Source organism: Arsenicibacter rosenii (assembly GCF_001870735.1).
GTDB lineage: Bacteria > Bacteroidota > Bacteroidia > Cytophagales > Spirosomataceae > Arsenicibacter > Arsenicibacter rosenii.
Window position 1 is genome coordinate 363,263 of sequence record NZ_MORL01000006.1, and the last position, 21,390, is coordinate 384,652.

At 44.7% G+C, this 21,390-nt stretch carries 15 protein-coding genes; 12 read left to right on the forward strand and 3 right to left on the reverse strand.

Annotation, left to right across the window (positions count from 1 at the left end):
• Window positions 1-23: 23 nt before the first annotated feature.
• A complete protein-coding gene (locus BLX24_RS14415) occupies window positions 24-644 on the reverse strand; it encodes a DNA-3-methyladenine glycosylase family protein (protein ID WP_071503842.1) in 621 nt (206 codons plus the stop codon).
• Window positions 645-697: 53 nt separating this feature from the next.
• Here BLX24_RS14415 and corA point away from each other — a divergent pair, with 53 nt between their 5' ends.
• Together corA and BLX24_RS14425 are read left to right on the forward strand one after the other, a co-directional pair.
• On the forward strand, window positions 698-1,777 hold the full coding sequence (gene corA, locus BLX24_RS14420; protein ID WP_071503843.1) for a magnesium/cobalt transporter CorA: 1,080 nt from the start codon (window positions 698-700) through the stop codon (window positions 1,775-1,777).
• Between the two features lie 124 nt (window positions 1,778-1,901).
• Window positions 1,902-4,319, forward strand: a complete 2,418-nt coding sequence (locus tag BLX24_RS14425) for a bifunctional UDP-N-acetylmuramoyl-tripeptide:D-alanyl-D-alanine ligase/alanine racemase (protein WP_071503844.1) — start codon at window positions 1,902-1,904, stop codon at window positions 4,317-4,319.
• Between the two features lie 33 nt (window positions 4,320-4,352).
• Here the strand turns inward: BLX24_RS14425 and BLX24_RS14430 are convergent, their stop codons facing one another.
• A complete protein-coding gene (locus tag BLX24_RS14430) occupies window positions 4,353-5,702 on the reverse strand; it encodes a sensor histidine kinase (protein ID WP_071503845.1) in 1,350 nt (449 codons plus the stop codon).
• Window positions 5,703-5,764: 62 nt separating this feature from the next.
• The gene (locus BLX24_RS14435; RefSeq protein ID WP_083421983.1) at window positions 5,765-6,493 is read right to left on the reverse strand and encodes a LytR/AlgR family response regulator transcription factor; all 729 of its coding nucleotides are present in this window, start codon (window positions 6,491-6,493) and stop codon (window positions 5,765-5,767) included.
• A gap of 619 nt (window positions 6,494-7,112) precedes the next feature.
• Here BLX24_RS14435 and BLX24_RS14440 point away from each other — a divergent pair.
• The 10 genes from BLX24_RS14440 to BLX24_RS14490 all read left to right on the forward strand — a co-directional run bounded on the left by BLX24_RS14440 (window position 7,113) and on the right by BLX24_RS14490 (window position 21,367).
• Window positions 7,113-7,892, forward strand: a complete 780-nt coding sequence (locus tag BLX24_RS14440; protein ID WP_083421984.1) for a helix-turn-helix transcriptional regulator — start codon at window positions 7,113-7,115, stop codon at window positions 7,890-7,892.
• A gap of 3,468 nt (window positions 7,893-11,360) precedes the next feature.
• The gene (locus BLX24_RS14455) at window positions 11,361-11,840 is read left to right on the forward strand and encodes a hypothetical protein (protein WP_071503850.1); all 480 of its coding nucleotides are present in this window, start codon (window positions 11,361-11,363) and stop codon (window positions 11,838-11,840) included.
• Window positions 11,837-13,468, forward strand: coding sequence for a hypothetical protein (locus BLX24_RS32145; protein ID WP_143092677.1), 1,632 nt, complete (start codon window positions 11,837-11,839; stop codon window positions 13,466-13,468). The genes BLX24_RS14455 and BLX24_RS32145 overlap by 4 nt, the downstream gene beginning before the upstream one ends.
• A gap of 26 nt (window positions 13,469-13,494) precedes the next feature.
• Window positions 13,495-15,102 (forward strand): RCC1 domain-containing protein, encoded by a 1,608-nt coding sequence (locus tag BLX24_RS14465; protein ID WP_143092678.1) that lies wholly within the window; start codon window positions 13,495-13,497, stop codon window positions 15,100-15,102.
• Between the two features lie 16 nt (window positions 15,103-15,118).
• Window positions 15,119-16,735, forward strand: a complete 1,617-nt coding sequence (locus BLX24_RS14470) for a hypothetical protein (RefSeq protein WP_071503853.1) — start codon at window positions 15,119-15,121, stop codon at window positions 16,733-16,735.
• A 37-nt stretch (window positions 16,736-16,772) separates the two neighbouring features.
• A complete protein-coding gene (locus BLX24_RS14475) occupies window positions 16,773-18,416 on the forward strand; it encodes a hypothetical protein (protein WP_071503854.1) in 1,644 nt (547 codons plus the stop codon).
• Between the two features lie 267 nt (window positions 18,417-18,683).
• Complete coding sequence (locus BLX24_RS32150; protein WP_143092679.1) at window positions 18,684-19,280, forward strand: hypothetical protein; 597 nt, start codon at window positions 18,684-18,686, stop codon at window positions 19,278-19,280.
• Window positions 19,281-19,297: 17 nt separating this feature from the next.
• Window positions 19,298-19,447 carry a hypothetical protein gene (locus tag BLX24_RS32715; protein WP_177225841.1) on the forward strand — a complete coding sequence of 50 codons (150 nt, stop codon included), beginning with the start codon at window positions 19,298-19,300 and terminating at the stop codon, window positions 19,445-19,447.
• Window positions 19,448-19,675: 228 nt separating this feature from the next.
• Window positions 19,676-20,470, forward strand: coding sequence for a hypothetical protein (locus tag BLX24_RS14485; RefSeq protein ID WP_071503856.1), 795 nt, complete (start codon window positions 19,676-19,678; stop codon window positions 20,468-20,470).
• 45 nt (window positions 20,471-20,515) lie between these two features.
• Window positions 20,516-21,367 carry a hypothetical protein gene (locus BLX24_RS14490; RefSeq protein WP_143092680.1) on the forward strand — a complete coding sequence of 284 codons (852 nt, stop codon included), beginning with the start codon at window positions 20,516-20,518 and terminating at the stop codon, window positions 21,365-21,367.
• Window positions 21,368-21,390 lie beyond the last annotated feature (23 nt).

Below are 21,390 nucleotides of genomic sequence, written 5' to 3' on the forward strand. Positions count from 1 at the left end.
AGTAAACACGTTACCGGAATCATCTATGTGGTCCAGCGCCAGAGGTAACGCGACGCTAACGTCCGGTAAGGCCGCCAGGGTTCGGCCAGATGCTGTAGCTTTTTGATGAGCGCGCGACCAGTCAGACCGGCTGTTTCGTCCGGAAAAGCGCGCATCATGCGCTGACGAATAACGAGGTCATCAACCGGAAACACATCAGGCCTGTCCAGCACAAACATCAGCAGCATTTCTACCGTCCATCGGCCCACACCTTTGATCGGTAACAGGTATTGCACAATGTCTTCGTCAGCCAGCGTATTGACAAAGGCGTGGTCCAGCCGGTTTTCCAGCGTAAACGTGGCTACGCTTTGCAGGTATGAAATCTTCTGGAACGACAAACCGGCGCTGCGCAGCTCCTCCGTTGTTTTGACCAGCAGTGCGTCGGCATGCGGGTACTGGTCAGGAAATAAGTCCCGGAAGCGCCGGAAAATGGCATCAGCAGCCTTGATGGAAATTTGCTGGGAAACGATACTTTCCAGTAACGCCAGGTACAGGTCACCCGCCCAGTCGACGGCCGGTTTGGGGTGCGGAGTCCCGGCAATGATGCGGGCCATTACCGGCTCCTGCATGAGGTGAGCAAGGGCCGGGTCTATCGTTAAGTCCATCCTGCAAAGTAACACAACATCCTGTTATATTTGGTTCTGATTCTTGCTAATCTATGACGAAAAGACGACACCGGTATTCGGAAAAAAATTTAGGTACTTCACCCGGTACAGTAACGTATGTCGGGCAGGAGATTGAGCACGCTACACATATACGACGGGTCGAATACAACGCAGAAACGTACCGGATCGATGAGTCAGGCCGGCTGAGTGCCTGCCGGTTACCGGCCGACGATACTCCGTTTGTGACCTGGGTGGATGTTGATGGCATCCATCAGTCGCAGGTGATTGAAGCGATTGGGGATCAGTATAAGCTCCATCCTCTATTACTGGAAGATGTGGTTAATACCCATCAGAAACCAAAGCTGGAGCCGTATGATGACACCACCATGTTTGTCACGCTTAAAATGCTTCACTACGATGATAGCCTGGCCGAAATTGATAGTGAGCACGTTAGCCTGGTATTGGGTAAAAACTTTGTCGTGTCTTTTCAGGAAGAGCGTACCAACGATATATTCGATCCTGTCCTGAACCGGATTAAGGCATCAGCCGGCAAAACGCGGCGCAACGGGGCTGATTATCTGTTTTATGCCTTGTTGGATGTGATTGTGGACCATTACTTTTCAGTGCTTGAGCGCGTTGGCGAACGGCTGGATATTCTGGAAGATCACATCGTACAACAGCAGGCCGGTCAGCCTACACTGACGATGCTATATGCCCTGAAGCGTGAACTGAACTTCATGCGCCGTGTTGTCTGGCCGGTCCGTGAAATGATCGGGATGATGATGCGCGAAGAATCGGTCCTGATTAAGGCAACTCTGCAGCCCTATCTGCGCGATTTATACGACCACGTTTCGCAGGTGATAGAAACCCTGGATTCGTACCGGGAATTAATACCGGGGCTGATGGATCTGCACCTGTCAACGGTAAGTAACCGCATGAATTCGGTGATGAAAACCCTGACTATTTTCTCGGCTATATTCATGCCGCTGACTTTTATTGTAGGCGTATACGGAATGAACTTTGAGCATATGCCGGAGCTGAGCTGGCATTATGGGTATTATACCGTCTGGGGCATTATGGGTGTTGTTACGGTTGCGCTGGTGATTTATTTTAAGAAACGGGGGTGGATGTAAGGTGTTTGTTCTGGTTTAATCAGACGGGCAGGCAAGCATTAAGAATACATTTACCTGATCAAAGATAATATCTTTGGGGTATCATTGAAATACCAAATAGCCGCAGGATGTTGCGGCTCTACATATGAATTGGATTACAGATTCCCGGCAGGTGATGGTGCCGGAGCAAAGTATATTTTTTGCGATTCGTGGCGAACGGCATGACGGCCACCAGTTTATTGATGAGTTATATGAAAAAGGGGTAAGGCAGTTTGTGGTGGAAAGTGCTGCCATAACGCCGGAGCGCCGGGCTGCATGGGCAGCTTATTGCGATGCTACGTTTCATGAGGTACCTAATAGCCTGCAGGCATTACAAGAGCAGGCGGTTGCCCACCGGAGGCAATTCCGGATTCCGGTAATCGGTATTACGGGTAGTAACGGAAAGACAATCGTCAAGGAATGGCTGACGCAGTTGTTAAGCCCTACCTTTGGCGTTGTCCGTAGTCCTAAAAGCTACAATTCGCAGGTCGGGGTTCCGCTATCGGTCAGGCAACTGAATGAAACGCATACACTCGGCATATTCGAAGCCGGTATTTCAAAGCCCCACGAAATGCAGGTACTTGAGCCAATCATCCGCCCGACGATCGGCATTTTTACCAATATCGGAACGGCACATGATGAAGGGTTCCGGAGCCGGAAGCAGAAGGTCGCCGAGAAGCTTCGCTTGTTTACCCGTTCCGAAGTGCTGGTATATCGTCAGGATTATCCGGAAATTGATGAAGAAGTAAACTTACTGCTGAAAGCAGTCAATCCGTCGATCCGGCTGGTTCGCTGGCATATGGGCGATGGCCCCGCTACTGAGTTCAGCGCATCGGTTGTTCAACACGGGCTTCATTTACAGCACCCGACTCATGGTGCCTGGAGTTTACAGCTCCCTTTTGCTGACCCGGCCTCTGTTGAAAACCTGATTCATTGCGTTGTGACTCTGATTATCATGGGTATTACCGATCCGGCGGACCTGCAGGCCCGTCTGAACCGGCTCCGGCCTGTATCGATGCGGCTCGAACTGAAGGAGGGGATTAATCAGTGCGTTCTTATTGATGATTCGTACAATAACGATGTGGCAGGTCTGCAGCTGGCACTGAGCTTTTTGCAGCAGCAGGTCAACCGTGACCGCAAAGTGGTGATTTTATCGGATGTGCTTCAATCCGGTCAGAAGGAAGCGGAACTGTATGCACATATTGGCCGTCTGATCAGCGAGCAGCACCTGAACCGGTTTATCGGAATTGGTCCTGAACTGAGCCGAAATACACACTATTTTCCGGCCGGGAGTCAGTTTTATGCCTCAACGGAGGCGTTTTTAGCGGAAGAATCACCGGATCGTTACCGGGATAGTGTGGTCCTGGTAAAAGGGGCCAGGGCGTTTTCGTTTGAACGGATTGTGCAGCGCCTGCAGCGTAAGTTTCATGGAACGGTGCTGGAAATCAATATGGATGCGTTGACCCATAACCTGAATTATTACCGCCGGAAAGCCGGACCGGAAACGAAGGTGATGGTCATGGTAAAAGCGTTTGCTTACGGAAGCGGGAGCGCTGAAGTCGCTCAGTTGCTGCAGTTCCAGCGGGTAGATTACCTGGCAGTAGCCTATGCTGATGAAGGGGTAACGCTGCGTCAGAACGGTATTGAGTTGCCGGTTATGGTCATGAATCCATCGCCGGAAACGTTTGCTACGCTGCTCGAATACCGGCTCGAACCCGAGATTTACAGCTTTCGTATTCTGCGCGAATGGATCGGTTTTCTGGAGGCCCGGCCGCAGGAGACATCGTCGGTACACATAAAGATAGATACCGGTATGCACCGGTTAGGTTTTCGGCCGGATGAACTGAGCGAGGCAGGAGCCCTGCTGGCAGCGCAACCGCAAATACGGGTGGCCAGCGTATTCAGTCATTTGGCAGGAGCCGATGAGGCCCGGTTCAACGCCTTTTCCCGCGAACAATATCAGCAGTTCATCGCCGGTACTGAGACGTTAGCCAATGTGTTGGGGTACTGCCCGATCCGGCATTTGCTGAATTCTGCGGGTATTGTCCGCTTTCCGGAGTTTAAACTGGATATGGTTCGGCTTGGAATCGGTCTGTATGGGGTAGAGGCTACACAGCAGGAGCAGCAACTTTTACGTACAGTGGGTACGCTGAAAACCGTTATCAGCCAAATTAAGACCGTACCGGCCGGCGAAACCGTTGGTTACAGTCGTTCCGGTGAGCTTGCTCATAAAGCACGAATCGGAACGCTCGCCCTTGGTTATGCAGATGGGTTTGACCGGCGCCTGGGGAAGGGTGTAGGCTCTGTCTTGGTCAATGGAACTCCTTGCCCCACGATTGGCAACGTCTGTATGGATATGGCCATGGTTGATCTGACAGGTGTCAGCGCTAATGAAGGCGACGAAGTAATTGTATTTGGTGAAGGTGCGCCTATTTCAGCTATGGCCCGGGCCATTGGAACCATACCGTATGAAATTCTTACCGGGGTTAGTGAACGCGTAAAGCGTGTGTTTTATAAAGAGTAAACGATTGGTCGGGAGATGAGCCGTTTAGCATAGTTACTCATCTCCCGCTAATTTACGTGAATACCGTTTATCTGACAGTTGTGTTAGTGATTTGTTGAAAATTATACGTGCTTTCGTGCCTTGGCCAGGTATGCTTTCGTAGTGTACAAAACCACCATTTAATTTTGTAAGCCCGCGGATAATGGATAGCCCCATGCCTGAACCCTTTTCACCCATTGTTCCGGATCTTTGCAAAACATGAACGTTACAGTCATCCGAAACCGGTTCTGGAAAACCAATACCTGTATCTTTAACCAAAAGGAAGACCTTATCGTTGGCAACACCAGTTTCAACACGTACTATGCCCGAGTTTGGTGTAAACTTAATGGCATTCTGGATCAGATTCCTCGCTAAAACAAGCAGTTGGTATTCATCGCCGGTTGTAAAAGCAGACTTAAAGCTGGTTTCGAGCTTGAGCCGTTTATTGGCTGATAAATGAACATAAGTCTGCAATGCTTCATCTGCGATATCAGCAAGATCAACATTGACTTTGCGGCTAATCAACGCATCTTGCTGAAGCATTGACCAGTGATAGATATTGTCAAGTAGCACCTGAATCGTATCAACAAGGGTGCTTAAATCCTGGCTATGCTGTGTGAGCTCCTTATTGTTATCAATACTATTACGCAAAAGCATTAGCTGTGTTTTTAACACAGCTATCGGACTACGAAGATCATGGCCAATCATGCCGAATGTTTTGTCTTTTAACTGGTTAATTTCAGTTAGCCGTTGATAGTTCCTGCGCAGTAATTGTCTTTCACGGGTTTGATGATAACTATTTTTAATAGCCAATATTTTCACATAATAGATCAGCACAAAAAGAGCGATAAATATGCTTAGACTATTTACCAGAAAACCCTGCTGTTGTGGTTTTACATCCAGCGATTCTATATAATACCTGAGGCCTATAAAATTGGCCAACAGAAAAAGAAAAACCCGTACTGACTGCTTTTTTTTGAGGAAAATAATACTAAAAGCAGCGTGAGCAATAAATAACAATTCACAATGTGTATCAAACCCTTTTAAAATACTTGCCGTATAATACGCCAGAATACCTATATAAAATGTAAAAAGGCTATAGTATAAAGCAAACTTAATTCTTAGTTGATAACAAGCATATAACGTTGGTAGTGAAGCTACCAGTAAATAAACTATGTTAATAGTGGCAAAAACGGTATTTCCAATCCGAAGGTTTAGCCATATAACAATCGGGAAGCATAGCAGGCAAAGGCCGTTAATAATCCATATTAGTATGAACCTGAGTTGATTAATAGTAGAAAGCTTTCTGAATGCCTTTTGGGTATCCAGAGGAAGCCAGGCAATTAAAAGCTGATCAGATAGCATAAACGGGCCGGTCTACAGCCGGGTATTAAAATTAAGTGTATCATTAAATGATATGGTCGGTATTATTTCTTTGGTTTCTGATCTTTATCAATAATGCCGGCTTGCTGTAGGTATTTGGTGAAAGCCGTCCTGTATGTTATACCAATCGGGATCTTGGTTGAGCCTATAAATAGCTTATTCGCATCGATTTTGGCTAAATAATCTGAATTTATGATAAAAGATTTATGGACCCGGATAAAGCGTTTTGATTTAAGCTCATTTTTTAATAAAGGTGCTAACCGCTGATTAATTACGGTAAAGCCTTGGGTTGTATAAACTTTTACGTAGGCACCAAATGCTTCAACGTATAAAATTTCACTTACAATGAAGCGGGCAAATGTCCGTCCTGCTTTCAAATAGATAACTTCTTTATCTTCCGCATCTTTTTGAATAGGTGTGAGGTCTGAAATTGCCCGGCGAACTGCCCGTAAAAACCTTGGAAATTCAAACGGTTTTACTATATAATCAATAATCTCATCGATGTCGAAACAAACTACCGCCAGATTCACATGCGCAGTTGTAACGATGATTTTACTGATTTTCGAGAATTGGCTGATTAGGTCAAGGCCATTCATGTCCGGTAAATGGCAATCCAGGAATACGACATCAAACTGAGTCTGACTCATTATACTGAATGCCTCCATCGCTGTATGGCAAACGACAGGAGTGGTGAACATTTCTGTTCGGTTAATGTAATCTGTGAGCTGATCAACGAAAACCGGCTCATCTTCAATAATAATACAAGTGTACATGTTACGTATAAGTGGTTACCCAAAAAGGGTACTGGGTTTAATAATAATATTAATTAGATGGTGCAATATAGAGAAAATGTAACAATATGTTCATGATACTATATTAATTGACTAAAATATGAATGAGTTTTATAAAAAAGGTGTGTACAGTCATTTTTCCAAAGTACCTGTCTTTTTTAATAGAAAATGGTCTTTTGTATACAAAAGCATATATAATAAATACAAAAAAGACAGGAAACGGTTAAATGTCTGAGACAAAGTAGAATAGTACAAAAAAAGACATTGGATTTTCAAATAAGAGCCGTACAAATATTGTGCTACATATCATAAAATTGTTATGTATTGATATTGTAAAATGGCTGATTTGGTTAATTAAATATTGAATTCAGTTTGTTTGAGTGCTAATTCGTGAATTATTTGATAGCGATTGTGACTGTTAACCCGATTCAGAGGAAGAAAGTGACATTCAACCAGCTAAAAAAGTCATTTACGATCAATAAACCTTAGTTGGTATCATTTGTAATCGTATAGCTTAAGGCATGGATAGGAAATTGCTCAATTCACAGAAGAAATAGTAATAGCTTTTCAGAAAGCCAAACCGTAACTTAATTGTATAACTATGTCCATTCAAATACCCGATCATGTAGTGAATGTTGATTGGCCGACTATGATGGCCGACGTGGAGCAGCAACTCCGGCAATTCGTCTGGCTTGGCTTGTATGGTTATGAATTGTGTTTATATGAGCCTTATGGCTTGTATGGCGCCGGAGGAGCACTCAGACACGTATTTGGCGCAGATGAAAAAGAACTTAATCTGTTACATCTGGCAGAGCGTGGTGTTAATCATGTTTATCCGGAAGACGTTCCTGTCTGGCTACAATTTCTACAGTCCGAAAGGGAATCACTGACCGCCCTGAAAGCCCGGCAACGTCAAAAAACCGTTTATTTCAGACAGCTCACGCTGGATGGCCGGCAAATGCAGGTTATGCATTTACGGAAACCGGTTTTTATGAATGACGGCCTGTATCCTGCTGCCATGTTGTGTATCACGGTTGATGTATCCCATCTGCGACCCGCCAATGCACCTGCCAGCATAACAAGCCTGGATATGACTGATGTTACACATCCTGTCTTTACCATTCATCCGAATGAACCAAAGTCACAGGAACCGCTGACCTTTCGGGAGCTATCCATTCTGGAACTGTTGGCCGACGGTAAAACCAGTAAGCAGGCCGCCTACTCGCTGAACATCAGTCCGAATACGATTGATACCCACCGGCGGCGTATCCTGATGAAAACAAACACCAGCAGCATTACCGAAGCTGTGGCAAAAGCTATCAGAAACGGCTGGTTTGTAAAGATCCGTTCTTTGTCAGATACCATTTATCAGGTATCATAATAATTGAGTACTTAATTATGAGTATTGGAACGCATTAGTATACCGTGTTCATTTGCAATAGCTTGTCAGGTATCAGACATATGAAGGCTATTTATCCTAAAGAAAATAACTCATATGTACAGGTATTGTGACTTTTTGCATCATTTACAGTCAAATAACTGATATAATGAATACAGGTTACTGTATTTATAACCTATAGCTTTTATCGTGAAGTACTATCGATGTAACTGGCAATAAACGTGCCAGCGAAGATCTAATTGAAAAGAAAATGATGAGTTTGTAGAAATACGTAACCTTTTCCTGATGCCAGCTATCCTCTCTCGTTAGAGGTCTGATTTACTGCCGGAATATAAAATTTCTGGACAGAGTAAATGCGTATATGGTATACCGTTAGATTGGCTTTGTGCTGAAATGTATTATAGAATATATGAAATCGAATAAAAAACTATTAATCTAACAGTCTGATCACATGAAAGTGAGCGGGATGTATATGCCATACCCTTTGGCTTTAAACAGAAAACGTTTGAAGAAGGAAGAAGTGCTGCACAAATCAGTACTATCCGCTTACAAAATGACCTGAAATAATATGTGGTGCCATACTTAGATAGACAAAAGGTCCCGTGCAGAGAATTGTATATGATAGTTTTATTATATAATAAAGAACATACTTAGTATAACTAAGACAGTTGTTATAAAAAACATAAACGTGTGTTTATTTAACTAAAACGGTTATATGAGAGAGTGCATATCTTGATTATATGGCTGTTATGTCAAAGCCTGTTTGCGATCGCGCAACAGCAGGTAGGGTTGCCTGACCTAAGTGTGACATGCCCGGATCAAGTAATGATATCCTCAGGTGCTGAATGCACGTGATTTTTCCGGTTTGGCTTTAATGGGTATTTGTATTTTACCACAGCTTTAGACGTATTTGATATGTACATTGGAGAATGTGTATTTTGTTTAAATATATATAAATATGTAAATATTAATACCTATTTTTACTTGCTGAAAAATGTTAACATAATGAAAATACAGGCATTTGTTTTTTTGATAAACGGGGTGCTTATGGGAGCCTTTGCCGGGATAACAATATCCTTCCCCGGCGTTAGCGCTATCTGCTCTAATCGCTTAATGTCTAATGTGTTGAGCGAACCAACATGTAAAGGCGTCTTCACTCTGCAAAACGGCACATCCATTACACCGGCAGTACAGAGTAAGTAGTTACTCAACTAACTATTATAATGTCGCAATTATCAATTACCCATAAAAACCATGAAAAAACTATACACAAGCATACGTCTTCTGTATCTGCTGACGGCCCTGCTCATCAGCACAAACGCTCAGGCGCAGTATGGATCCGATCTCGGTGCTCCGGCAATTTCAACCCTTGCCTGGGATCATATCTCGGCAATAAGTCCTTGGAAAGGAGGGCATAGTATCGGGCTTACGACGGACAAACGCATGTATGTATGGGGGTCTAACATAAACTGGGCAATTACTTCCAAAATAGCATCAGGAGGTGTTCCTGTCAGGGTGTTGGCTCCATTCTATTTGCCATCGCCTGCGGGAGAAACAGTTAAAAAAGTCCGGGTGGTCGGTAACCAGCAAGGTCCTATGTTCTTTTGTATGACTGAAAGCGGTAAGCTTTATGCATGGGGAATCAGAGGACAGCTTGCCGATGGTGCAGGTGTCGGTTTGTTAAGTTCAGCCGAATATGGTTCAACGCCTGCGTGGCCGGTTCTTACAGGAGGGGCAACAGATACAACAGCAGCCGTTCGGAAACCACGGCTACTGACTGTTTCAACGGAAACGAGCCTGGTCGATTTTGATGCAAACGGAAGCGGAACCTACAATTATGCGATGGCTGTTGGGAGTTCCGGTAATGCTTATTTTATAGATGGCAGGTTTGCATTGAGTTTTGCTGCCATTCCAAAACCAGCAGGGGTAAGCGGAACATTTAAATATACGAATGTATGGCTGCCCGCTAATGGAAGTAATCAGAAAATGGCTTATCTGAAGGGAAATGATGGAAAAATATATTATACCGGCGTACGAGATCAGATGTCTTATACAGGGGTACCCTCTTTGTATAATATTTCTTCATCCAGTAATGACGAGATATTTGGGAATATAGCTACCCTTGTTCCTGTTGAAGTCCCGTTTCCGGCTGGTGAAGATATTGTCATGATTCGTTCCTTCGGAAAGGTGACATCAGTATTTGGGAATAACTGTAATCTGGCACTCAGCGCCAGTGGTAAGGGGTATATCACCGGAGCCTGGAAAGGAGTAAGGTTCCCCGGCGCACAACGTATGTCTTATTATTCTGCGCCTTTAAAAAATACGCCGGTAACCGGTACCGAACTGGAAAAAATGAAACTGAATGCGTCAGTTTATGATACCGTATATTACCTGAAAAAATTTGTAGAAGTTGCTTTACCTGCAGGAGCAACAAAACTTATCGGTATTGCCAGCCCGAACCAGTTAGGTAGCACATATGTACCGAATGTAATGGTCATAGACGATAGAAACCGTGTTTACTGGAGCGGGGCGGTCCTGAATAATGTTGGTATTAATGGGTGGGGAATTTCAGCAGGTAACTTTTTGTCAGTTGCAAACGACCCTAACTTATCACCTGACGAATGCGCAGATAATTTCAATATCGTTGGTACCTCTCCTTCCGCATGGGATATTGAAGCTATCAATTTTCGGGGCGCAGCTTATTTAGGAGAGATTGGTACGCAGGTTGAAACATATTCCAGGTACAACCTTTTTATTATCTCCCGGAGCCGCCGAGGGTACTTTGTCGGTGATATGGGAAGCCATACCGGGGCCGGAAAATTAGGAATACTAAATGAAACGGGTGGTGGATTGTATACATCACCTTTCCCTGTTCCTATCGCCAACGAACAACTGTTAGATTGCAACACTAGCCCGGGCACGGGTGGTCCTCTTGGGCCAACTACCCCCAACTCAGCCACCGGTACCATCGACTGCTCCAAAACGATGCTAGCACCGGCACCAATCCTCGGTACGGCCGGGCAAACCGACCTGATCGTGACCATTACGGTTTCGGCCACGGGTACCTTCTCACCCGTCTCGGTGACGGGCTCGGGTATGAGCCTGGCCAATGGCATTACCACCTTAACGGCTACCAGAACCGGCACTCAGCAGTTCCATATCCCGCTGAATTACGACGGCACGGCGCTGACCAGTAACTTTCAGTTTACCATCGGCACGGCCGGTTCCTGCTCNCCAGCAGTTCCATATCCCGCTGAATTACGATGGCACGGCCCTGACCAATAATTTCCGGTTTACCATCGGCACGGCCGGTTCCTGCTCAGCCGACCTGACCGTAACAGGCAAACCAACCCTGCGGAACGTATTAACCGTCACTAATTGTACGGCCATAACGCCGGGGACGCTTAGCAAGTGAAAGTAAGTATGAATAATATACATCACCGTACATGTATGAAACAATGTACTTTACTTTTTTTGTTGCTTGTTGCCCTGAGTGGCATTACGCACGCCCAGACAAGGGTTGTATTACAGGGTGCTTGCACCGACTGCAGCGCCGAAATTACGTCGTTTATTAATTGCTCGGTGGCGTTTGTAGGAACGATTCAAGCCAATGCTGTCATCGGGCCGGGCGTAACCCAAGCCATCCAGGTATCGGTAGGTAAAAAAGGTAAATATTCCTTTGCCACCACGGGCACGCAAACCGTAACGCTCACCGCCAGCGGGGTAGCTACTACCAGTGGCACCACCACCTTTACCCTGACTCAAAACGGACAGTCCTGTAGCTTTAACCGTGTGGTAGGGGCTGCTGTTGTCCGGATTGCAGTGCCGTCCCGGCTTCCTTTATTTCCGGAAGTGGCCGGGCCGGGACGGATCAACCACTGGTTTTACTATTGTAACAAACACTTAATGCTAGGGCAACTTTTATCATGAAAACACGCATACTGCTTTTCATCGTTTTTTGCCAGAGCCTGTTGGCCACGGCCCAGATAACCGTAACCTTGCCAGGCGCTTGCGCTACCTGCCCGAACAGTTCAACACCCAATGTATTGGGCGAGCTAGCTCCTTGTAACGGATTGTCAAACGTACGTGACTTCTCGGCGTTTGGCTATAAATATGGCAATCCAGCTGGTTCAATGATATCAGGCTTTATTTCTAATGAAGGTAGGGTCTATGTAGGATGGTTTAGCCAGGAGGGGTTTCCGGCAAGTAGTACAAATGAAATATGTATAAATGGCTGGGAGCGTCTGTCTTCTAATACGGGATTATACAGTGGTAGCGGATCCTCAATGCACACGGCCTTACCAGCGCGAAATGTATTGGTGGATGCTCCCAGCCAAACCTTTAAGGCTATACAAAAAATCACTAATGGTTTTTTTATTCTCAGTGATCAGGGGAAAATCTATAACTGGGGCAGAATGTTTTTTAATTATGGGGGGGGAACTGTCTATATCGGTGGGCCGGCAAGTTCAACCCTGAATGCTCAGCAAGATTGTTCAGCCCACCAGAAGCTCCGGGAAATACCCCATCCGGATGGGAAACTTTGGAAAGCAATGCAGGTAGGCGACGACGTTGGCTATGCCGCCGACGAAGACGGGAATTGGTGGTGTTGGGGAGGAGGCTTTGCTGCAAAAGTAGTGATGCCATCCAGAAGTATCCCATTACCATCGGTAGGTTCTTCTTGGTATGCGGTTTCGGCTTCTACCTATACACCCGTGAAAATGGATCGGTTACGGGTGCAGCCGCGTGTACCGCAGAGCGATGATCAGCAAACAATAGTAGTACCACGATTGGCGCAGAGAATTTCCGGGAGTGGCAGCGAATTTCTCAGCTACATAGGCGTAGACGGAAATGTGTATTCGTATCAATACAAATATGACCAAAATAAAGGGTTTTTGTCGGACACAACGCTTCAGATTACACTGCCCGATACGGTAAAAGCGGTTAAGATTCAGCGGGGGTACGCAGGATCTTATGCCACTACAATCAATGCGCCCTCGTGGGACTATGGTACCATTGATTATGTGCTGGGCACCGATGGCAATATCTATAAGTTTGTGGACGGATTGCCGCCAGCGGTTAAAGTGGATTTGGGTACCTATAAATTTCAGGATTTTATTGTACGGGATCCATGGCAGTTTTTGGCCCCAAATGGAACGGTTGGTCCTATTAACTCGGCATTATCGCGGAGTGATCAGTTACTATACTCGCTGGATTTGGTTGTACAAGGAGGAGCTCCGTTCATATCGGCAACCCGGGCAATGCTCTCCGGTGTTCCTCAGGCCCGGTATACTTTATATGTTTGGCCAACAGTCGATTTCAAAATCAGCAAGATTTGGCCTTGTAGTGACACTGATACTGGTTTTACCATTTTGAAGAGTGCCGACAATAATCATTCGTACGCCATAAATACAAGATTATCTGATGCTCTTGAACCCTATGGGTCACTTGGCAGTACCTATAATAAATCTATTAACATCTCTCTGGGCACCCTGTGGTTTTACTATAACAATGCTTCTAACGCATACGGCCCTTACAAACTCATTAACTGCCAGAACTAGCAATCCGTCACATCATCTTTTTATATATGAAGCTATTTATCGGTTATATCTTGCTTGCCCTGCTGCTCCTGGGTGTTGGAGAAGCAATAGCGCAGACAACGGTAACGCTACCATCGGTCTGCGCCAACTGCCCGACTACACCCTCCAATCCACAAGCAGAGCGTACGCCCTGCAATGGCTTGCTGAATGCAAAGGATTTTTCAGGATTTACAGCAAGAACGCCTGTTGCCATTGGACAGTTTATATCTGGATTTATTTCCGGGGAAGGCACTGTATATGTAGGATGGTTTAATAACTATGCTATTTCCAGTGTTCCGGAAACTTGTATGACTGGTTTTGACCGGCCTGCTTCGGGGACAGCGTTACATAGCTCGCCATTTGAAACGATGTATACTGCTCTGCCGGCGCAGAATGTACTGATGGGAGCACCTGGCCAAACGTTTAAAGCGATACAGAGAGCATTGGGGTACTTCTTTGTACTGAGTGATCAGGGAAAAATCTATAACTGGGGTTCGCGTAATGCCAGCCAGCAATTGGGTCTTAGCGGACCTGCAGGTACAACCCTTACGGCGAGTGACGGTTGTGACAAATACCAGCAGCTTCGGGAAATTCCCCATCCAGGCGGTAAAAAATGGGTATCAATGCAGATATCTCACCATATCGGCTATGCTGCCGATGAAGATGGGCAGTGGTGGTGTTGGGGAAGCGGGAACTCCGGAAATGCGGTTCCTAAGGCGCTTATGCCCTCAAAAAGTATTCCGTTGCCTGGTACGGGTGCAAATTATGCTACAAGTTACGCCCCAATTACATTTACCCCTATCAAAATGGATCGGTTACGGGTACAGCCGCTGGTTGCACAAACCGATGATCAGCAAACACTTGTGACGGCCGCATCATATACTACCGAGGGAGTAGATTTTCTCTCTTACATAGGCAGCGACTCATTGGTATATGCTTACGTCCATAATTATGATAGCCAAAATGGCTTTCAGTCGGATACAACCATTACTATTCCGTTGCCGGCAGGGGTAAAAGCTAAAAAAATACAGCGGGGCTATTTACCTCCGTATACGATAGGTTCAACCAATTACTCGCCTGGTTGTGTCGATTATGTGCTGGGGACAGATGGCAACATTTACAAGTTCGTAGATAACAAACCAACGGTGGCTAAGGTCTCATTGGGTACCTATACCTTTCGGGATTTTATAGTCAGGGATCCCTGGGAACAGATAACGGGGAATGCAGACCGAAACGGTAAAATGTTGTTTGCGCTGGATTTAGTCCCTGTTTCCGGACCGCCGCTGGTCAGTGTCTCACAACACAGTGATCCCGTTTCTACTGTTGGAGAATCCTATTATGATAGTTATGCCTGGACAGATTTGCCATTTACGGTGAGCAAACTGTGGGCTAGTGCTTCTGCATCTACCGGTTTTACCATCTTGAAAAGTGCAGCGAACAACCATAGTTATGCCCTTAACACAAGACTGAATATAGCGTCCGGGTTGCCTTATCACTCAATTGAGACGAGTTATTCACTTGCGGTTGCGCTGGGTATGTTTGGAATACTTACAGCAGCAAAAACTCCCTGTGGGGGCCTTTCAAGCTTATCAATTGCCAGAACTAGTAATCTTTAACGTAAAATATGTACATATGAAACCTTTTATCAATTACATTCTGATTACCTTGCTCTTCCTGGGCGTTGGAGAAGTCACGGCCCAGACAACCGTAACGTTACAAGGCGCTTGTGCTACCTGCCCGAACAGTACAACGCCCAATGTGCTGGGCGAAGCTGTACCTTGCGATGGCCTGACTAATGTTCGTGATTTTGCAGCAACCAATGAATATTCCATGGAATTTATGGGTACGGGGGGCTTTATTTCTAAGGAAGGGACTGTATATGTTGGCTGGGGTTCATTTCAGAATCAAGATAACTCAGCAGGCCTTGACGAATGTCTTACGGGACGTGGTATAAAAATTCCAGGGGTTAGTAGGATGAAGGCCTACACAAACAAATCGGATGCTTTTACGGCCTTTCCGGCGCTTAATCTGCTGTACTATACCCCCGGACAAACCTTTAAAGCTCTCCAGCGAAATATAAACCTTTTTTTCGCGCTGAGTGATCAGGGTAAGATATACAATTGGGGATATTTTAATAATACTGCAGCTACAGGGCAGGGTGATAATCGTTTTGTTGCAGGAAAAGATACAACAACGACAACAAGTGATTGTGCTTACTTTGCTATTCCCAGAGAAATAAAGCATCCGGAAGGCCGGGCCTGGAAGGCTATGAAAATCTATAATGCTTTTGCCTATGCAGCGGATGACTTAGGGAAATGGTGGTGTTGGGGCAAGGGAAGAAAAACCCTTTTCCCAAGTACGCAGATTTTACTTCCAGGCGTCGGGCAGGATTATTTCGCAGATATTGTAAGCCGTTTTACTCCTATAAGAATGGATCGCCTGAGGGTACAGCCTTTGGTACCCAATAGCGATGATCAACAGACAATTGCTGCCTATCCTACTCCTGAGGAAGGGATTAGACCTTCAATTGCTTTTATTGGTGTAGACTCATTACTATATGTCTATAAATACGTTGATAATGGCGTAAATAGAAATTTTATAAAAGATACCACTATGCAAATCGTAATACCTGGTAATTATAAAGCGGTAAAGGTTTGCCGGCCATGGGGGCCAGGTATTAATAGCACGCATGGCGATGTCTATACGGTACTGGCTACTGATGGAAAAATTTATTACTTTTTTACAGATGGTACTATCTCTCAGTTATCTGATAATCAGTACTTTTTTGTGGATTTTGTAGCTAAGTCGGCCATATTTAGTACGGCTACAACCGATCCGATTGAATCCTTCAGGCCTGGTTTTGCGGGCGTACCTAGAAGCCGTGACAAGCTTGTACATTGGCAAAAGGCTGCCGATGGAAGTGGCTATGTCTATGCGGAGACTGGAGGAGCAGAATATGAGTTAACGTCTAAAATTTCAAAGATATGGATACACGGCCAATTCCCTAACATATTGGTAAAAACGGAAAGTGGGCATAGCTACGTACAAACAAATATAAGCGTTGATACTTCTACGCAACCCCAGACAATAAACGGTGGGCTTACCCTGAACAACATGTCTAGATACGAGACATATGTACGAGCTGTAGGTGCTCAAATGTCCCCTGGTTATACACCACCCGGACAATCTTCCTATGGAATACCAAGTGCGGGCTTTTTTAAGCTCATTAATTGCTTCAATATCAAGTAATAGTGATTACCAAAAACGTTTATGACCTTTTAAGTGTATGAAAAAATTTACCTATGCATTCCCGATTGCCCTGCAGCTGCTGATTGCCGGAGAAACAATAGCGCAACGGGAGGTTGTGCTGCCAGGCGTCTGCGCGACATGCCCGACTAGTACAACGCCCAATATATTCGGCGAAACCGTTCCCTGCGAGGGTTTAACTAACATCCGTGATATTTCCGGAAGCCAGGAGTACAACATAGATATGTTTAGAACAACGGGCTTTATTTCACAGGACGGAACAGTTTATACGGGCTGGAATTCTTTTCAGGGCTCTCTATCTAGTGGTTTTGACAGGTTAATGACAGGACGTTATCTGGATATTCCTGGTGTAAAAAATCATTCAACAAATATTGATAACTTTTCTGCTTTTCCTGCAATTAGCCTCTGGTATTATGCTTCAGGACAAACTTTTAAGGCTATCCAGCGAAATGAAAGCTCATTTTTTGTGCTGAGTGATCAGGGGAAAATATATACTTGGGGAAACGCTGCTAATCAAAGCACAGGTAAAATGTACCCTATTACAGGCCAGGACACAACTGTTTTTAACAATACTTTGAGCGTCTACAGAGCAAAGCCCAAAGAAATCAAGCATCCGGAGGGCCGTGCATGGAAAGCGATGAAAGTTTACAACTCGCAAGGCTATGCGGCTGATGATCAGGGAAAATGGTGGTGCTGGGGGCAGGCAATGAAGCATCATATGCCAAGCATGAGCTTTAGTCTGCCAGCGGCAGGAGTAAGCTATGGTCAAAATGCTGACTCCTATGCAAGAACGTATATCCCGGTTAGGATGGACCGATTAAAAGTACAGCCTATAATCCCGGCTAGTGACGACCAATGTGTGTTGGTGAGTAAATCCTCAGCTTTGGGTTCTGATCCTTATACACTGATGCCGGCTTTGGCATATATTGGCGCAGATAGTAGTGTGTATGTGTACAAATACATAATTGTTAAACAAACAAATGGAGAACTTTTCGTACAGCGTGATACCACTATGAAAATTAACCTGCCTGGTGGTAAGGCTATTAAACTGCAGCGAGTGAATATGGAACAACCTACGGACTCTCGCAAGGATATTTTTTGTGTATTAAGTACAAATGGGAAGATCTACTACTTTTGGGAAGATGGTACAATAGCACAAATGACTAATGATCAGTATTTTTTTGTGGATTTTGTAACTACACGCATACCAGGTTCTTATGGTTTTACTGAACCGATTGAACGCTTAAAACCTTCATTTTTTGGTGTACCTAGAAACCGGGACAAACTAATATATGGTGCAATAAACCTGTCCTCACCCAATTATAGCTATGGCTATGCAGAATTAGCTGAGGACTATGGGGTTCCGGCAAAAGTGGGCAAAATCTGGGCTCACGGTAATACGCCTACATATGTACTAGTAAAAAGTGCTGAAACTGGCCATACATATGTTTCTTGTGGTGAAAATATTGATTTTTCTAAACAGCCATATAGACTTTACGGAGGTGGGTTTGATATTAGCACTCCTGCGAAAGAGAGCTATATAAGAGCAATTGGAGGGCAGCTAGGAGGTAATACAATAAATGATCCCTTCAACGCTACATCGACTACAGGATTGCCCGCTACTGGCTTTTTCAAGCTTATTAATTGTTCTGCAATTCGGTGATCTTATTTAGTAACTGTCGTTTCGGGCTTTTCAAACATGCGTAGCGTTTGTATGCCGCTTCGTTAATGCATAAGGGGTAAACCCTCGAAGAGCAAAAGTGATATATGATAATGATGAAACATAAAATAAAAAATAAAAATATGATTATATTGTTAATGTAATTTGGGCTTAATATTTGCTGTTAATAGTAGTTAAACGCCTTTAAGTGAGCAAGTTAGGTAACTGTATGGTCAAAATCGTAACTAATGTTTTAAACCAATATAAAGTATGATAACAACAAGGTTACTGTTGCAATTATTGGTATATATGGCGGCCATCGCACAAACAACAATAATGTTACAACCCGTCTGTGCCAACTGCCCCAATAGTACCACTCCAACAGCACCAGGTGAATTTACACCCTACAACGCGGCATGCGTTGAAGATTGCAAGACTGGTTTTAGCCCGCGTGCTTCAGCAACTGTACTGAATAGTAGACAACGTACATCAATGTATACAGCCCTGACAGCGCAGAATGTACTGGTAGGAGTAACTAGGCAAGCTTTTAACTCGATTCAGCTGGTCAAAAGGTACTTTTTGGTGCTGAGTGGACAGGGTAAAATTGATAACCGGGGTAACGGAGTAAAGCAATACCAACCGGCTTTCGGTGGTTGCTCAGTAACAACGGTCACGTCGAGTAATGCAGGTGATAAACTACACCAGCTTCAGGAAATGCCACATTCTGAGAGAAAGAAGTGGATGGCCATGCAGATTGCTAAGGGCGCCGGTTATGCAGCCGATGATGTCGGGCAGGGGTGGTGTTGGGGGGAGATGCCTCCGTGCCAAAGGCATATCTGCCATCAGGTACTATTGCATGGCCAGTGACCAGCGAAAATTACGTAATGAGTGATGCCACCGCTATGTTTACACCCGTTGAAATGGACCGGTTTACCGGATTTACCATCCTGAAAAGTGCAGCGAATAACCACAGTTATGCCCTGAATACAAAACGAGATAATGGGCTTCCCGGCTCGGCTATTGAAGCGGGCTAGTCGGTTACCATTGCGTTGGGTATGTTCCGTGAGTACTCCAACAATCAGGTTCGGTTGGGGCCGTTTAGGCTCATAACCTACCAAAAATGAGGCGATTAGGGTCCGGTCTGTAAACAGGCTATGCCTGTTTTTATGCTGGCTCTGTCAATATTCATGCCAATGATTTAAAGCGTTCTCTGTATTGATGAAAAGAGAAAAAACTTAACTATTACATAAACCTAAAGTAAAATGAAAGCAGTAAAATGGTATTTGTTGGCAGTAATGATATTGTTGGTTAGTAAAGTAAGTATGGCGCAACTGAAGATTGTGCTGCCAGGCGTCTGCGCGACCTGCCCGACAACGCCCTCAAATCCATTAGGCGAACCAGCGCCTTGTGATGGATTAAAAGATGCCCAAGATTTTTCGGGACTGGGCTCTGCCTGGAACAGAAATCCTGGACATCGTATTTCTGGTTTTATATCAAAAGCAGAGACTGTCTATGTAGGATGGCTTAATACTGAGTATAATAATACAGTTACAGGTATTGCCGCAGGGACGGAATATTGTTTGCAAGGAACAGCCCCACCCTTTTCTACAACAGCAGCGGTCTCAAGCGATGATCTTCAAAGTATGTATACAGCCATTCCTGCAGTAAATGTATTGCTGGATGCTCCAGGTGAAACATTTAAAGTAATACAAAAAAATGCGGGAGGTTTTTTCATCTTAAGTGATCAGGGAAGGATTTACAATTGGGGCTATACAAATAGTGGCCCCGGAGGGGCACTCGGGGCAGTTTGTGGCCCGGCGTCTACAACTATTAGCGCTAGTATTAATAATGTAGATTGTTCTGTATTACAAAAACTTAGACAAATTCCCCACCCACAAGGGAAAAAGTGGAAAGCCATGCAAATTGGAATATACATAGGTTATGCGGCAGATGAAGATGGAAAATGGTGGGCATGGGGGCAAGGAGCCAGAATATTGTTTCCATCTTCCAGTGTTCCGCAGCCTGCCGTCGGCCAAAGTTGGGCATATATGAGCTAGCAAACATATACTACACCGACACCAGTACAGCTTGATTTGCTTCCTGTGCAGCCTCTTGTACCTCAAACGGATGATCAGGTAACATTTGTAGCGGAGTATGAGCCAGCAGCTGTTGGTACTCCGTTTATTAGTTATATTGGTGCAGATAGCTTAGTCTATACGTACAATGCTACTCATGATGGTAACATTGCTACTAATATACAATCTATTCAGGTAACCCCGATCCCATTAGCCGGAGCACAACCAGGAGTCAAGGCCAAAAAGATACAAAGAGGCTATGTATCTACCTATGCTCGAACAGGAGTTTACCCCGGACAATATATGGCGGCAATTGATTATATCTTAGCTACCGATGGTAATATTTATCGGTTTGCAGAAAACCTGCCCCCTGCTGTTAAGGTAGATCTGGGGAATTACAAATTTCAGGATTTTATCGTTAGAGATCCCTGGGAGTTTATACAAAGTGTTGTTAACCTAGACCCGAATATACCTTATAAAGATCAGATTCTGTGTTCGCTGAACTTAGTACCAGTTAGTGGCAACGGATTTATTGTCGCGCAACGGGGAACACTCACTATGACGGGAACGGGTGCTACTCCTACAAATCAGTATGATGCCATTGAGTTCGGTCAAAACTATGGTTTTGATTTTAGAGTGAGCAAATTGTGGTGTAGCACAATGTCTAATGTAGGGTTTACAATTGTGAAACGAGCCGATAATAACCATAGTTACGGAATTGATACAAGGTTTAACTCAGTTACAAAAGCGCCTATGGGAGGGGTGACTGGTAAGGTTGATCAGACTGCAATTAATATGGCATTTGGTACAAATTATCAATGGAAAAATAACGTTAGACGTGCCTATGGTCCATTCAAACTCATCAACTGCCAGAATTAGTAATCTTTAACTTAAATTTTAAC